Origin of the sequence: Cellulophaga sp. (assembly GCF_039943695.1) — a bacterium.
GTDB lineage: Bacteria > Bacteroidota > Bacteroidia > Flavobacteriales > Flavobacteriaceae > Cellulophaga.
Genome location: NZ_JBDVAA010000193.1, coordinates 15,538 through 30,532, shown reverse-complemented (window position 1 = coordinate 30,532; position 14,995 = coordinate 15,538). Strand labels below are relative to the sequence as shown.

At 32.2% G+C, this 14,995-nt stretch carries 16 protein-coding genes; 9 read left to right on the top strand and 7 right to left on the bottom strand.

What is annotated here, in order from left to right:
* Window positions 1-16: 16 nt before the first annotated feature.
* A complete protein-coding gene (locus tag ABJD66_RS14085; protein ID WP_348132764.1) occupies window positions 17-904 on the top strand; it encodes a DUF808 domain-containing protein in 888 nt (295 codons plus the stop codon).
* A gap of 78 nt (window positions 905-982) precedes the next feature.
* Here the strand turns inward: ABJD66_RS14085 and ABJD66_RS14080 are convergent, their stop codons facing one another.
* The 4 genes from ABJD66_RS14080 to modA form a co-directional block, all read right to left on the bottom strand.
* On the bottom strand, window positions 983-1,540 hold the full coding sequence (locus tag ABJD66_RS14080; RefSeq protein ID WP_100894840.1) for a helix-turn-helix domain-containing protein: 558 nt from the start codon (window positions 1,538-1,540) through the stop codon (window positions 983-985).
* 118 nt (window positions 1,541-1,658) lie between these two features.
* Window positions 1,659-2,303, bottom strand: coding sequence for an ATP-binding cassette domain-containing protein (locus ABJD66_RS14075; RefSeq protein ID WP_348132761.1), 645 nt, complete (start codon window positions 2,301-2,303; stop codon window positions 1,659-1,661).
* 3 nt (window positions 2,304-2,306) lie between these two features.
* The gene (locus ABJD66_RS14070; RefSeq protein ID WP_348132758.1) at window positions 2,307-3,062 is read right to left on the bottom strand and encodes an ABC transporter permease; all 756 of its coding nucleotides are present in this window, start codon (window positions 3,060-3,062) and stop codon (window positions 2,307-2,309) included.
* Between the two features lie 74 nt (window positions 3,063-3,136).
* Window positions 3,137-3,808: a molybdate ABC transporter substrate-binding protein gene (gene modA, locus ABJD66_RS14065; RefSeq protein WP_348132754.1), complete on the bottom strand. Its 672-nt coding sequence runs from the start codon at window positions 3,806-3,808 to the stop codon at window positions 3,137-3,139.
* Between the two features lie 229 nt (window positions 3,809-4,037).
* On the opposite strand from modA, the gene hutG reads away from it, so the two are divergent.
* Window positions 4,038-4,985, top strand: coding sequence for a formimidoylglutamase (hutG, locus tag ABJD66_RS14060; protein WP_348132751.1), 948 nt, complete (start codon window positions 4,038-4,040; stop codon window positions 4,983-4,985).
* Between the two features lie 48 nt (window positions 4,986-5,033).
* Here the strand turns inward: hutG and ABJD66_RS14055 are convergent, their stop codons facing one another.
* Entirely contained in the window at window positions 5,034-6,191 is a 1,158-nt protein-coding gene (locus ABJD66_RS14055; protein WP_348132748.1) for a homogentisate 1,2-dioxygenase, read from the bottom strand.
* Between the two features lie 381 nt (window positions 6,192-6,572).
* On the opposite strand from ABJD66_RS14055, the gene ABJD66_RS14050 reads away from it, so the two are divergent.
* From ABJD66_RS14050 to ABJD66_RS14020, 7 genes are all read left to right on the top strand, one after another.
* Complete coding sequence (locus tag ABJD66_RS14050; protein ID WP_348132745.1) at window positions 6,573-7,460, top strand: sugar phosphate nucleotidyltransferase; 888 nt, start codon at window positions 6,573-6,575, stop codon at window positions 7,458-7,460.
* 5 nt (window positions 7,461-7,465) lie between these two features.
* A complete protein-coding gene (locus ABJD66_RS14045; protein WP_348132742.1) occupies window positions 7,466-8,512 on the top strand; it encodes an aminoglycoside phosphotransferase family protein in 1,047 nt (348 codons plus the stop codon).
* A 65-nt stretch (window positions 8,513-8,577) separates the two neighbouring features.
* Complete coding sequence (locus ABJD66_RS14040; protein ID WP_100894832.1) at window positions 8,578-9,033, top strand: tRNA (cytidine(34)-2'-O)-methyltransferase; 456 nt, start codon at window positions 8,578-8,580, stop codon at window positions 9,031-9,033.
* Between the two features lie 109 nt (window positions 9,034-9,142).
* On the top strand, window positions 9,143-10,135 hold the full coding sequence (gene lpxD, locus ABJD66_RS14035) for a UDP-3-O-(3-hydroxymyristoyl)glucosamine N-acyltransferase (RefSeq protein ID WP_348132739.1): 993 nt from the start codon (window positions 9,143-9,145) through the stop codon (window positions 10,133-10,135).
* A gap of 5 nt (window positions 10,136-10,140) precedes the next feature.
* Window positions 10,141-10,479: a n-acetylglutamate synthase gene (locus ABJD66_RS14030; RefSeq protein WP_348132736.1), complete on the top strand. Its 339-nt coding sequence runs from the start codon at window positions 10,141-10,143 to the stop codon at window positions 10,477-10,479.
* A 70-nt stretch (window positions 10,480-10,549) separates the two neighbouring features.
* A complete protein-coding gene (locus ABJD66_RS14025; protein ID WP_348132733.1) occupies window positions 10,550-11,335 on the top strand; it encodes a DUF3050 domain-containing protein in 786 nt (261 codons plus the stop codon).
* Between the two features lie 197 nt (window positions 11,336-11,532).
* The gene (locus tag ABJD66_RS14020; RefSeq protein ID WP_303542950.1) at window positions 11,533-12,111 is read left to right on the top strand and encodes a hypothetical protein; all 579 of its coding nucleotides are present in this window, start codon (window positions 11,533-11,535) and stop codon (window positions 12,109-12,111) included.
* A gap of 1 nt (window position 12,112) precedes the next feature.
* On the opposite strand, the gene ABJD66_RS14015 is transcribed toward ABJD66_RS14020, so the two are convergent.
* Window positions 12,113-13,798 carry a helix-turn-helix domain-containing protein gene (locus ABJD66_RS14015; protein WP_348132730.1) on the bottom strand — a complete coding sequence of 562 codons (1,686 nt, stop codon included), beginning with the start codon at window positions 13,796-13,798 and terminating at the stop codon, window positions 12,113-12,115.
* Window positions 13,799-13,914: 116 nt separating this feature from the next.
* On the bottom strand, window positions 13,915-14,994 hold the full coding sequence (locus ABJD66_RS14010; protein ID WP_348132727.1) for a TPM domain-containing protein: 1,080 nt from the start codon (window positions 14,992-14,994) through the stop codon (window positions 13,915-13,917).
* Between the last annotated feature and the right edge of the window lies 1 nt (window position 14,995).

The window sequence follows — 14,995 nt, the reverse complement described above, 5'->3', positions numbered from 1 at the left end:
AAAAAGATAGACACATATGGCATCAGGTTTTTTTGCATTATTAGATGATATAGCAGCGCTTATGGACGACGTAGCTGTAATGAGCAAAGTTGCAGCTAAAAAGACAGCAGGTATCCTTGGAGATGATTTAGCTGTAAATGCAGAAAAGGCATCTGGTTTTATATCTGACAGAGAATTACCTGTACTTTGGGCAATTACTAAAGGCTCTTTTTTAAATAAACTTATAATACTTCCCTTTGCTTTTTTATTAAGTGCTTTTATACCCGTTGCAGTAACTGTTATTCTTGTGCTAGGCGGATTGTATTTAGCCTATGAAGGTGCAGAAAAAATATATGAATTTTTAGCTGGCCACAAACACGATACCAATGAACTCTTAGATGAAGACATTACTATTGAAGAATTACAAAAACTAGAAAAAGGGAGAATTAAATCTGCTATTTTCACAGACTTTATACTTTCTGTAGAAATTGTAATTATTGCACTAGGCACAGTTACAGACCAACCTATATCTACACAAATAATGGTGGTTACTGTAATTGCAATTATTGCTACTGTTGGTGTTTATGGTATTGTTGCATTAATTGTTAGAATGGATGAATTTGGTTTAAAACTAATAAACCTAAACGAACAAGATGATAGCTTCTCTGACAAGCTTGGTAAACTTCTTGTAAACGCTTTACCGTGGGTTATAAAGTTTTTAGCTGTTGTTGGTACACTTGCTCTACTTTCTGTTGCTGGCGGTGTATTTGCACACAATATAGAATTTTTACACCACCTAATAGAGGATATCCCATTACCAGCTATGCTGAAAGAATTTTTACTAGGACTAGTAATTGGACTTTTAACTTTACCTATTATTGGTTTGTTTAAAAAGCTTTTTGGTAAAAAGAAAAAAGAGCACTAGAAAACAGTACTCTTTGAAACATAAAAAAACCTTCAGCTATTAACTGAAGGTTTTTTTACTTTTATACAATTACATTAATTAATGTAATAAATAAATTTTTAGCAATAATGCAGCTTCATTAAACCTATTAGATATACCGTGCGCTACGGTACCATCAAAAAACAACAAATCTCCCCTATCTAGCGTAATATCATTGCCTTTTAACGTATAAGTTGGCGCACCACTTAAAACGTAAACAAGTTCATTAGCATTTGTAGAAATTGGTTTTCTAATTGCATGCGGTTGTACGGTAATTAAATACACACGAATACTTTCTCCTTTAGAAGAGTTTGATAATAAATGTGTATACTCTAATTGTTCTGAATCTTCACGATCCTCTTTAACGCCTGTTCCGTTTTTAATAAGAATGTAATCCCCATCAATACTAGAAGAAAGTTCTAACTCAGAAAGTTCTATCTGTAATGTTTGCATTATTTTTAGCAAAACAGGTAAAGACGGAGTTGTCCTAAGGTTCTCAATCTTTGAAATTAACCCTGCACTTACGCCCGTTCTCTTGGCAACTTGCTGCAAGGTCAAGTTTCTTTTTTGGCGAGCCAGCTTTAGCTGTCTGCCAATGTTAATCAAAATGTCATCCATAAATATTTGGTTAGTGTAATAGTATGACTATCTACAGTTTATGTGCTTCAAAAATAAGAATTATTTATTTATGCCATAAGCATTACAGCTAGGGTTTTAAATAAGAAAATAAAACAGTCTATAAACTAACCTTTTGCAAGCCACCGTCTCCTAAACTTAAAATACTAGTTGCTAGTTTTTTAGCCTCACTTTCTGAGTGCGATATATGGATAATTACAAGTTGTAACTTTTGTGCTAAATTTTGAAGTAAAAGTATAATTTCTGCCTTTGTTTCTTGGTCCAATGCACTTAAAGGCTCATCTAAACATAAAACTTGAGGACCAAAACTTAACGCCCTACCTAAAGCAACACGTTGTTTTTCTCCTCCGCTTAGGTTGTTAACGGTTCTGTTTAATAAATTTTCTATACCTAACAAAGCCGTTAATTCTTGTACTTTTTCTTTAATTTTTAATTTAGACCACTTTCTTATTTTTAAGGCAAAACCAATATTCTCTGCCACAGTCATAGTAACAAATAATGCTCCGTCTTGTGGCACATACCCTATCTCTCTTTGCCCTGGAACTTCATTAGTAATGTCTATTGTATTTAGTAATATTTGCCCACTTTTAAGTTTACGTAAGCCACAAATAGTTTCAATAAGCGTTGTTTTTCCACTACCCGTTTTCCCCATTAAAACTAGGTAATCGCCTTTGTCTACCTTAAAATTTATAGTAGGCAGCTTAAAATTGCCTTGCTCTATCTCTAAATCTATACATTGTAACATAGGCTAAAGTGCATTTTTTTTAGTTCCAAACATTCTAACCACCAACAAGACTAAAAATCCAGATGCTATCATTATTAAAGACACAGCAACAGCAGCCTCTATATTACCAACAGACATTTCTAAAAACACTGTAGTAGGTAATACCTCTGTTCTCATTCTTGTTGCTCCCGCAAAAATTAAAATAGGCCCAAACTCCCCCAATGCTCTTGCCCAAGCTAAAGATGCAGCTGTTAATATTCCGTTTTTTGCTTGCGGTAACAAAATATAAAAAAAAGATTGCCTCTCATTACATCCTAAAGTTAATGCAACTTGCTCTTGTCTGTTGTTTATTTGTGAGAATGTAACATACATTGTACGCACAGCAAATGCACAAGCTACCATAAATTGCGCTATAACAACCGCATAAACGGTATAAGTTACCCTTAAATGACTTTCTATAAATTGCCCTAGTGTTGTTTGAAAAAGCAACAACAAACTTAAACCAACCACTAATGGTGGTAACACAATAGGAATATCTAAAATAGCATCTATAATTTTTTTAAATCTAAAGTTATAACGCGCCATAAAATACCCAATAGGTATGGCTACCAAAACACTTAAAACCATTGTAATAGTACTACTTAGCAAGCTTAATTTTATGGCATACTGAATTTCTTTACTAGCTAAAGCATTAAAAATATGACCTGGTGTGGTATAAAAAAAATCGGCTAAAACCATTGCCAATATTAAAATTATATAGGTAGATGCCACAATGCCCATTACCAAATAAAATGGCAAGCTAGACTTTACTTTGTGTTTTATATGTTGGTTTTCTTTTTTAATATTCTATAAATTTAATTAGACATATTATACCCGAGTTTTTTAAACACACGCTTGCTTTTAGAATTGTAAATTAAAAAATTTATAAACTCTGAAGCTTCTTTTACTTGACTAGATGATTTTAAAACCCCTATGGTTGCATACTCTTTATATTCTTTAAAAAAATTAATTTTTACAGTATCTATTTCTTTGTATTGGTTTGCCGTAACGTCCCAAATAACACCAATGTCTATGGTCTTTAATTTTAAAGCATTTGCAACATCAGATACGGTTGGCATTTGTACATAAATACAATTTTTAAGTACATTCCAATCTCCAGATTGTAATAGCATATTTCTTGTAACACTACCTATAGATGCTGCATCAGGATTTGCAATACCAAATTTAATACCCTCTTTACACACTTCTGTAATATTACTTATCTGTTTAGGGTTATTTTTTGCAACAGCAAGTACTGGCGTAATTACAACCAACGGTTTACTCTCTTTTATTAAGTTATACCTTATTGCTTGCTGCATATAACTTGCATCTGCAGACAAATATAAATCGCCCTGCTTTGCTATTCTTAAATTTGACAATAATGTACCAGAGCCTCCGTATTGCAAATCTATTTGCACTCCTGTTTCTTTATAATACACTTTTGCCACTTCTTCTAAAGCAGGTTTAACTACGGCTGCACAATACAACAAAAGCGATTTTTGCTCCTGCTTATTTTTACACCCAATCAATAAAAAAAATAAAGTTAAGGCAGCTACAAGGCTACTTTTACTCGCACTTACCATTAGCAAATATTAAACTACTAAATTAAAAGTTTTACAGCAAAACAATCACTTTTCCTTTGCTAATCTCTTTTTTATTTAATTTGAAGATTAAAAACAGAAATAACAGTTTATTTTTGATGTATAAAATTGCATAATGAACAACTTTAAAAAACCAGATTCTTCTTTATGGCAAGGCCGAAAATCCAACGCCGATTTATATCTTCATGAAAAAGTAATCTGCGTAGATGCTATAAAAAAAGAAAGCGCTAAAACTTTTGCTATTTTAAGCTATGCTTGTGATGAAGGTGTTAAACGCAACCAAGGTAGAGTTGGTGCGGTTACTGGCCCAGAAGCTATTAAAAAGCAATTAGCTAAAATGCCAAATCATTTAAAAAACAATACACAATTTTTAGATGTTGGCACTGTATTTTGTGTTGATGATAATATGGAGCAAGCACAACAAACGCTAGCTAAAACTATTACAACTTTACTAAAAAATAATACTTTCCCCGTTGTTTTAGGTGGCGGACACGACATAGCATATGGTCATTACAATGGTATTTTAAATGCGATTGAAAAAGATAAAACTATTGGTATTATAAATTTTGATGCACATTTTGATTTAAGAGCCAATACTAACGGAAATAATTCTGGCACACCATTTTATCAAATAGCTGAAGATTGTAAAACCAACAATACTACTTTTAATTATTTGTGTTTAGGGATTAGAGATGACGCCAATGATGCTTCTCTTTTTACAACAGCTAATGAACTTGGTGTAACGGTTATTAAAAATGAAGACTTTAATCTTCATCAATCTAAAAAAATACAAGAACAAATTTCTACTTTTATAAATAGTGTAGATGTTGTGTATACCACTATAGATTTAGATGGGTTTTCATCTGCTTATGCAGCTGGAGTTAGTGCAGCATCACCAATGGGTTTTTCTCCTGATATTGCATTGCAATGCTTACAGACTATTATAAAATCTGGCAAACTTATAAGTTTAGATATTGCAGAAATGAACCCTACATATGATATTGATAACCAAACAGCAAAATTAGCTGCCTCAATAGTACACACGGTTATACATAGCGCATAAAAAAAAGAGGCCAATTGACCTCTTTTTTATTTATATAATTTATAAATATTACTCCATCCAAGATTGGTAATAAGTACCATTATCTATATCTAACGCTAATTGCGTTAATTGCAATGGTTTAAAAGTATCTATCATTACTGCTAATTCTTCAGTTTTAGATTTTCCAATACTAGCCTCATAGGTTCCTGGGTGCGGACCGTGTGGTATTCCTGCAGGATGCACAGAAATGTAACCTTTATCTATGCTTTTTCTACTCATAAAATCGCCATCTACATAATACAAAACCTCATCAGAATCTATGTTAGAGTGGTTGTATGGTGCAGGTATAGACTGTGGGTGATAATCATATAATCTTGGTACAAAAGAGCACACTACAAAAGCGCTAGTTTCAAAAGTTTGGTGCACTGGCGGCGGTTGGTGTACTCGCCCAGTTATAGGTTCAAAATTATGAATAGAAAAAGCATACGGAAAATTGTAACCATCCCAACCAACAACATCAAACGGGTGAGATGCGTATGTTAAATGGTGTAATTGTCCTTGTTTTTTCACTTTTATTAAAAAGTCGCCCTTTTCATCATACGTTTGTAAATTTTCTGGAAGTTTAAAATCGCGCTCACAAAAAGGAGAATGCTCTAAATGCTGTCCAAACCAGTTTCTATATCTTTTAGGCGTATAAATTGGGTGATAAGATTCTGTTACCAACAAACGGTTTTCTTCTGTATCAAAAGCTATCTGATATATCATTCCACGCGGAATAACAATGTAATCTCCATATTCAAAAGGAATTTCACCCAACATTGTTTTTAATGTTCCGGTACCTTCGTGAATAAACAAAAGCTCATCTGCATCTGCATTTTTATAAAAATAATCTGTCAAGGATTTTTTTGGGGCAGCCAAACCAACGTGTACATCATTATTAAACAACACGGTTTTTCTACTTTCTAAATAATCATCTTCTGGTCTAATATCAAAACCTTTTAACAATCTAGATTTAATATTATGAGCCACTGCAGCTTTTGGAGATACATCTATAGTTTCATCAACCTCTTTTACCATTGTAGGCCTGTGCATATGGTACATTAACGATGACATACCGTCAAAACCAATGGTTCCAAACAGTTGCTCGTAATGCAAAGTCCCATCTTCTTTTTTAAAAATGGTATGTCTTTTAGGCGGTATTTTTCCTAATTTATGATATAACGGCATATTTCTATTGTTCTTTGTAAATAGACAATAAAAGTACAATAATTTGAACTTTATCTAAAAAATAAGCCTAAAATTATATAATTAATAAATTAAAGATTTTTGGGTATAAAAAAAGCCTTCCAATAGGAAAGCCTTTCATTGGTTGATACCATCTAAAATGGTTTTCAACATTGCCTCAAAATTAATTGAGACACAACACAACACCACAAAGATAGTAAAGGTTTTTAATATTTAAAGTTTTATGTGTAAAATACCCGTTTTACCTCTTTTTTATTAAGTTATTTTTCAATCAAAAAAAACCATTTAGACTACAGTATTTAACTAAAATACCACCCATTAGAACATTCCAAAACCTTATTTTTGCTGCACAAAATTAAAACAATGACACTACTTTTAATGGCTGCAGGTAATGGTAGCAGATACGGAAAATTAAAACAATTTGATGATCTTGGGCCACACCACGAATTTCTTATGGAATTTAGCATTTTTGATGCTATTAAATATGGCTTTACACATATAGTTGCTATAACTAAAAAAGATAAAGTTGACTATTTACAGGAGCATTTAGCCAAACGCTTGCCAAGCAATATAAAGTTAGATGTTTTAGCTCAAGAAATTTCTGATGTTCCAGAAGGTACAAGTTACACTACAGAACGATTAAAGCCTTGGGGAACTGCACACGCAGTTTGGACTGCAAGAAATGTAATAAACGGTTCGTTTGCTGTGTTAAATGCTGATGATTTTTACGGCAGTTTAGCTTTTAAAAATGCAGCTAAAATTATGCAAACTAGTACTGCTGACACGTACGGACTAATATCTTACACACTAAAAGATACATTGTCTACTCACGGCTCTGTATCTAGAGGTGTTTGCAAAATAGACAATGGTATTTTGACTAAGGTTGAGGAACGTTTAAAACTAGAACAGCAAGGAGAAAAAATAATAGATAGCAATACAGGAATTGAGTTTACAGGGAACGAAGAAGTTAGTATGAATTTTTGGGTTTGTGACACCTCTATATTTAGAACTATAGAACAAGCTTTTAAATTGTTTCTTCAAGACGAAGAAAAGATCAAATCTAGTGAAGTTTTCTTGCCTTTTATTATCCAGGAAATGATTAGCAAACACAAACTAAACGTACCTGTAGTAAATTCTGAAAGTAATTGGTTTGGCGTTACCTATGCAGAAGACAGAGCAATGGCGGTTTCTAAGCTTGCTGAAATGACAAAAAATGAGGATTACCCATTTAACTTATGGAACATAAATTAAAAACTATGTCAATAGAACCTGCTAAAATTTTAAGTCATTTTGCTATTCCTAAAGAAAAGTATGCCTTTAAAACTATAAACAACGGGCTTATTAATGACACCTACTTGGTTTTAAAGACCAACAAACCTGTATATATTTTGCAACGCATTAATAACAATGTGTTTAAAAATATAGCTGGCATAATGCAAAATATAGATAAAGCTCTAAATGTATTAAATAGTAAAAACTATACTAGCGTTGCTGTAGTTAAGACTAAAAAAAACACAAGTTACCACAAAGAAAATGGGTTTTGGAGAGTGCTTTCTTATATTGATGACAGTGTAACCTATAACACAACAACTAAGAATAGTATTGCTTTTGAAGCAGGTAAAATTATAGGAGAATTTCACTACTTACTAAAGTCTGAAGATGTAACAAATTACCAAGATACAATTCCGGATTTTCATAATTTAATACACAGAAATAACCAATTTTTTGATGCTTTAGAAAAGGCTAAAAAAGAACGTGTTTCTGCTGCTAATGAAGCCATAGATTTTGCGGAAGAACTATTGCCAGACTTATTGGATTTTTGCTTTACAGAATTGCCAATTAGGGTTTGCCATAATGATACTAAATTAAATAACATTTTATTTTCTAAAACAACAGATAAAGCATTATGTTTAATAGATTTAGACACCTTAATGAAAGGCTACTTTTATTATGATTTTGGTGATGCCGTGCGCACTATTGTAAACACAGCTCCAGAAGACGAAAAAGACTTATCTAAAATAACATTTAACAAAGAACTATTCAGCTCTTTTATAGACGGTTTAAGCCTCCATAAAAGTATACTAACCAAAGAAGAAATAGACAGTTTACCACTCGGGGCAGTATTCATGCCTTTTATACACGGCTTACGTGCACTTACAGATTATTTACAGAATGATGCTTATTACAAAGTTGCTTATCCTAACCAGAATTTAGATAGATGTTTTAGTCTTTTTGATTTTTCTAAAAAAGCATTAGATAATGTTAGTTTTATGCAACAAGCATTACACGAAAAAATGAATTAAATTAAAATAACATTTTCCTTATTCTATTTCTATTGCGTTTCTTTGCTTAAACGCAAAAACTATTTATGAGCTTTAACATTGTATTATTTGAACCCGAAATACCTAATAACACAGGCAACATTGGTAGGCTAAGTTTAGCTTCTGGTTCTACATTGCACTTGGTTAAGCCGTTTGGTTTTGAGTTGGATGATAAAAGAGTTAAACGCGCTGGTCTAGATTATTGGAAACATCTAGATTTAAAAATTTACGATAGTATTGACCATTTTTTTGAAGTTCATTCTGATAAAAAGTTTGCATTTTTATCAGCAAAAGCAGAAAAAAATTATTACGAAATTGATTACGAGGACAATATGTTTTTTGTTTTTGGAAAAGAATCTAAAGGTTTACCTAAAAGCGTTGTAGAAAAATACAAAGATTCCCTTTACAAAATACCTCTTTTTAGCGAGCATATTAGAAGTTTAAATTTGGCAAATGCAGTTAGTATTGTAATTTACGATGCAATAAAATCTAAAAAACTGTAGTTTTTATGACAAAAACAGTCAAAATATAAACTTTAATTACTTTTTATAAGTACTTTTAAAGCTTATCATATTTAAATAACCTTAACCATTAATATCTTATAATTTAAGAATGAAATCATTTACAGCACAAGAAATCAGCGAACTTTTAGAAGGAGAATTAGTAGGTAATACTACACATAAAATAGAAGGCGCAGAGCAAATAGAAAAGGCTACCGAAAATCAAATTACTTTTATAGGTAGTGTAAAATATGTTCGTCTTTGGAAAAACTCTAACGCAAGTGTTGCTATTGTAAATGATAATTTAAAAATAGAACCAAGAGAAAATACAGCGTTAATAAAAGTAAAAAATGCCGACATTTCTTTAGCTAAACTTTTAGAAGCTTTTGATCCTGGAAAACCTGTTTTTGATGTAGACATACACCCAACTGCTGTTGTAGATAGTACTGCAACAGTTGGGGCGGGAACAAAAATTGGTGCCGGCTGCTATGTAGGCAAAAATGTTGTTTTAGGAGAGGGTGTTATTTTATACCCAAATGTTACTGTTTTAGATGATTCTACTATAGGTAACCAAACAGTAATGTGGTCTGGAACTGTTGTTAGAGAACGTAGTGAAATTGGAGCTCGTTGTACTTTTCATATTAATGTTAGCATTGGTGCAGATGGGTTTGGCTACAGACCAAGTGATGACGGTAGAGGCTTGGTTAAAATACCACAAATTGGAAATGTTGTTATTGGTAATGATGTAGAAATTGGAGCCAACTCTTGCGTAGATCGTGGTAAATTTAGCTCTACAGTGGTTGGTGACGGTTGTAAAATAGATAACTTAGTACAAATTGCTCACAACTGTGTAATGGGCAGGTCTTGTATTATGGCAGGCCATAGTGGTTTAGCTGGTTCTGTTACTTTAGGTGACGGTGTTATTATTGGTGGTAGTGCATCTATAAAAGACCATACTACCATTGGTTCTGGTGCTATTGTTGGCGCAGGATCTGGAGTTATGGGGAATATTGCACCTGGAAAAACTGTTCTAGGCTACCCTGCACAAGACTCTAGAGATATGCTAAAACAATGGGTTGTAATGAAAAAACTTAGTAGAAATTAAAATTGATGATAAACTATAACGGTAAAATATTTAGACCCGCTAATAGTTCTGCAAATTCTGAGACTTCTAATGACACCGTTTTTATATACAAACAAGATGGCGCCATAGTAACATCTAACTATACAGGTGGAAAAATAAAAAAAGGGCATTTAATTGGCTTGGTTAATGCTAGTGGTATTATTGAAATGAGATACCACCAAGTAAACACAGACAACCAATTAATGACCGGAAAATGTACGTCTACGCCAGAAATTTTACCAAATGGAAAAATTAGATTGCACGAAAAATGGCAATGGACCTCTGGAGACAAATCTACAGGAAACTCTATTCTAGATGAAGAATAGAGTTTTTTGCTTTTAAAAATGCTTTAAACTAAATAGTATGACTTAATTTTGCACCTTAATTTTAGAGAAAATGAGTAGAATTGAGAACATAGAAAAAGAAATTTCTGAATTAAGACAAGCACTTCAAAACCATAAGCTTTATACCAATTTAAAAGATGTAAACGATATTAAAGTTTTTATGGAAAACCACGTTTACGCGGTATGGGATTTTATGTCTCTATTAAAAGCTCTTCAAAAAAACTTAACTTGCACAAATACTCCTTGGGTACCTGCCAGCAACCCAACATTGGCTCGTTTTATTAATGAAATTGTACACGGAGAAGAAAGTGACATTAATGAACTTGGTGAACCTAAAAGCCATTTTACAATGTACTTAGATGCAATGCACCAAATAAGAGCAAATACCAATTCTATTGAAAACTTCATCAATCTTATACTACAAAAAGAACCTGTTTCATCTGCCTTAAAAAAAATAAACCTAGACACTACTGTAGCTAATTTTGTAAACTATACTTTTAAAATAATTGATACAAATAAACCACATTTAATTGCTTCGGCATTTACGTTTGGAAGAGAGGATCTTATACCAGATATGTTTGTAGAAATTCTTAAAAACGCTGATGCAGAAAATAAACATTACAACAAGTTAACGTATTACTTAGAAAGGCACATAGAGTTAGATGGTGATGAACACGGACCTTTATCTTTACAAATGATTTCTGAATTATGTGGTGATGACGACACTAAATGGCAAGAAACTTTAACTGTAGCCAAAGAAGCATTGCAGCAACGCATATATCTTTGGGATGCCATTAGTAATTTAATTGAAGCTAATAAAAAGAGTTTAGCGCAGTAGGTCTAAAATGAAGCTAAAAAACTGGTTTAAAAGCAATAAGTAGTTTACCTAATAAATAACTCTAAACTGTTAATTTAACAACAAAAATTTACTACGTGGCAAGGTATTTGCTATCTTTATCTTAAAATTTTTAAAGTAATTTAATGCGTTTTTCTGTCCTCACATTATTAATAGTTCTATTTTTTGCCGCACCAGTTGTGGCACAAGAAACGACTGTGATACCTTTAAAAATTGAAGCAAAAAAAGAAGTAAAAACAGCTCCGCCTGTTACTATCATAATTCCAGAGCCTAAAAAGCAACCCAACAATACTAACTTTTTAGACTCTATGATGAAACCTAGGATAGATATGACTCCAGATAACAGACTTGTTAAACCTGGGCGTGATGTTAAATTGAATCCGCGTTTAGGTTTTGAAGAAAAAAAAGATTCTAAATCTTTTCACGGAGACCAATATTTAGGTGATGTAAAAACTACTGGAAAATTTGTTGGTATTGTTTGTAGAGATCACGAATATGTAGATGGCGACCGCGTAAAAATTTATGCAGACGGCAAAGTAATAGAACACAACCTAATGCTAGGCGGCGCTTTTAAAGGTGTAAACCATACATTAAAAAAAGGTTTTAATCGCATAGATTTTGAAGCGTTAAACCAAGGTACATCTGGACCAAATACTGCACAAGTAAATATTTATGACGACACTGGAAAAGTTATATCCTCTAAAAAATGGTTACTTTCTACAGGGTCTAAAGCTACTATTATTGTAATACAAGAGTAAGTTACTCTCTACCAATAAAAGCTAATGCAAGCTTAATATCATTATAATCTACTTTTTTATTTAATGCTTCAAAAATTGCTTTTAAACTAACAGGCTCTCCTTTTTTCTGTTTATTTTTAGCTTTTTCAACATCTTTAATTATTTGTTCTTTAGGCTGATAAAAACTAAAATCCTCCTCTGGATAATCTTTACATAATTTAATTAAATGTCCTGCAATAGTTCCACTAGATAGCCCTCTTTGATCTGCAATTTCTTCAATACTTAGCTTTTTTCTAAAATAATCTAGGGTTACATCGTATGTAGAATCTTTTTTAAGCTTCTTGTCTATAATTTTTTTAGCGTGCTTTTCTATAGCTTTTATATTGGTTAAGCCACCGCAATCGACTACAAATTTAATTGCTTCTTCTTCTAAACCATCTAAGGCATATTTTTTATCTGCTTCATCAGATAGTTCTAAAAAGCGCCTATCTGCTTTGTGCGCCAAACCATCTACCTGCAAAGCCATTTCATTAAAACCTAAAAGCTTTAAATTCTCAATATTTTTTAAACGAGACAAGGCTACATAACCCTGACCTTTTTCAAAGGTTTTAGATAGGTCTATAAGTGCACCATCTAACGTCATACCCTGACATTTATGTACTGTTATTGCCCAAGCTAAACGCAAAGGTATTTGGTCTAAACTAGCCAAAACTTTTCCGGTATCGTCCTGCACACCCCAATTCTCTTGCTTTACAGAAATTCGCTTCCCTTGAGCAGTTTTTACAACAGGAAATCCATCATCATTAAAACTAACAATAGTACCTAGAGTACCATTTACATAACCTTGTTCTTGGTTGTTACGTACAAACATAACCTTGGTATGCATTTTTAGCTCTAATTCTTCTTTAGCTAAAACTGATTTTTTTAAAGTCTCTACCAGTTTTTTGTTCCCTTTAGTTGTAGCCTTAAATCTTTTTACCTTACCTTTTAATTGTTGTAAATGCTCGTTATTAATCTGATCTACATCATAATTGTGTGTAAACAATTTGGTTGGCTCATCATCTTTACTAAAAGTATTTTGTTCTGCCTTTTTAAGTTCTTCAATACTCTTTTTAGATATTTTTCCTATTCTAATTTCGTTTAAAATAGTATTTAAAATATCTTCATTTGCTTGTCTATATTGCTCTGTTAAATAACAAACATTAAATTTGGCAGCAACCCAAGCGGCAGACATAAACGCAAATTTATCTTTACTTTTTTCATTTTGATTACCAATTGGTGGTAACTGAAAAAAATCGCCACAGACCACAACTTGTATACCTCCAAAAGGCTCATCATTTTCTTTAAAAAATTGCAAAACAGTATCTACCATATCTAACTGTTTTTTATGCAGCATAGATATTTCATCAATAATTAAAATTTTTGCATTTTCTAAATGTTCTTTAAGGTACTTTTTCTCCTTCATAGAATTTAGATTGGCTCTGGTAAGTTGTTCTTTTATACCAAAACCAGCCCAAGAATGTATCGTCATCCCATTCATATGCGTAGCCGCAATACCTGTAGATGCTGTTATAGCAACTGGTATTCTACGTTTTTTTAAATAGGTAATGTACTGGTTTAAAACATATGTTTTACCTGTACCTGCAGAACCTGTTAAAAATACATTTTTACCAGATTTTAATAATGCTAGTGCTTTTTGTTGTTGCAATGGTTTATGTGTTATGCAGAATAACCTTAATATTATTCCAATTTACAATATCATTATAAATTTTAAGATATAAAAATAAGATAGCTTTTTACTTCTAGTTTTTGCGTGATAAAAACTTACCAACTACCACTTGCTCCTCCTCCACCGGAGCTTCCTCCTCCACCAGAAAAACTACTAGAACTACTACTAGAGCCGCTACTACTGTAACTACTGTATGAGCTGCCTGAAGAACCACCACCAACTCTTGTGGAGCCAATACTTTTTATTGCCGTAATAAAAGAATCATAATCGCTCTTAAATAATGAAAAAGACAATTTAGTTTTATTTTTTACTACAAGATTTACAACTGCAATTACTGTACAAGTTATAACAAACAAGCCAACAGAAACACACAAAAGTAATAATGTATTAGATGCTAAAAATGGCTTAACATTAAAACCATTTTTTTGTAATATTCCAAAAACAACAACTCCCAGCAATACAAAGCCAACACAAAAATACAGTGTATAAACTAGTAAGTTTATTGTAAAAAAAATAAGTCCAATTTCTGCTGTAAAAAACTTTTTAAAAATTTTTAGTGCTGTTTTTACTGACTGATAAATAATAAAACCACCTGCAATTAAAAAGAAAAAACCAAAGACGGATAATACTATGTTTGCAATTCTATTTTGTTTACGATCTCTGTCTTTTATTAGCTCTTTAAACTTATCTAAAGCTTCTGGGTTTTTAATAAAGTTTATCAATTGGTCTGTAGCTTTGTTTATACCGGTAAAATATGCTCCTGTTTTAAACTCAGGAATCATAGTATCCTCTATAATTCTCTTTGCTACTATATCTGTAATATACGGTTCTAAACCGTAACCAACTTCTATTCTAACCTCTCTATCATAACTAGAAAACAGAATTAAAATACCATTATCTTCCTTTGCTTGCCCTAGTTTATTTTGGTTAAATGTTTTATTTGCAAAATCTTCTATGTTTTGTCCGTTTAAAGAATTAACTGTAAGCACCACCAACTGCGTAGTTGTTTCTGTTTCAAAATTAGTCAGTTTATCACGTAAAATTTGTACTGCTTCTGTCTCAAATACCTCTGCATTATCAGTTACTATGTCTTTAATTACAGGATACTCATAATCTTGCGCAGAACCAATAGCAGTAAAACAAACAAGAAGTAAAAAAACTATTTTTTTAATCATA

What these genes read in the sequence shown, in the direction of transcription:
- ABJD66_RS14085 (WP_348132764.1), top strand. Translation starts at nt 17, where the DNA reads ATGGCATCAGGTTTTTTTGCATTATTAGATGATATAGCAGCGCTTATG.
- ABJD66_RS14080 (WP_100894840.1), bottom strand. Translation starts at nt 1,540, where the DNA reads ATGGATGACATTTTGATTAACATTGGCAGACAGCTAAAGCTGGCTCGC.
- ABJD66_RS14075 (WP_348132761.1), bottom strand. Translation starts at nt 2,303, where the DNA reads ATGTTACAATGTATAGATTTAGAGATAGAGCAAGGCAATTTTAAGCTG.
- ABJD66_RS14070 (WP_348132758.1), bottom strand. Translation starts at nt 3,062, where the DNA reads ATGGGCATTGTGGCATCTACCTATATAATTTTAATATTGGCAATGGTT.
- hutG (WP_348132751.1), top strand. Translation starts at nt 4,038, where the DNA reads ATGAACAACTTTAAAAAACCAGATTCTTCTTTATGGCAAGGCCGAAAA.
- ABJD66_RS14055 (WP_348132748.1), bottom strand. Translation starts at nt 6,191, where the DNA reads ATGCCGTTATATCATAAATTAGGAAAAATACCGCCTAAAAGACATACC.
- ABJD66_RS14050 (WP_348132745.1), top strand. Translation starts at nt 6,573, where the DNA reads ATGACACTACTTTTAATGGCTGCAGGTAATGGTAGCAGATACGGAAAA.
- ABJD66_RS14045 (WP_348132742.1), top strand. Translation starts at nt 7,466, where the DNA reads ATGTCAATAGAACCTGCTAAAATTTTAAGTCATTTTGCTATTCCTAAA.
- ABJD66_RS14040 (WP_100894832.1), top strand. Translation starts at nt 8,578, where the DNA reads ATGAGCTTTAACATTGTATTATTTGAACCCGAAATACCTAATAACACA.
- lpxD (WP_348132739.1), top strand. Translation starts at nt 9,143, where the DNA reads ATGAAATCATTTACAGCACAAGAAATCAGCGAACTTTTAGAAGGAGAA.
- ABJD66_RS14030 (WP_348132736.1), top strand. Translation starts at nt 10,141, where the DNA reads ATGATAAACTATAACGGTAAAATATTTAGACCCGCTAATAGTTCTGCA.
- ABJD66_RS14025 (WP_348132733.1), top strand. Translation starts at nt 10,550, where the DNA reads ATGAGTAGAATTGAGAACATAGAAAAAGAAATTTCTGAATTAAGACAA.
- ABJD66_RS14010 (WP_348132727.1), bottom strand. Translation starts at nt 14,994, where the DNA reads ATGATTAAAAAAATAGTTTTTTTACTTCTTGTTTGTTTTACTGCTATT.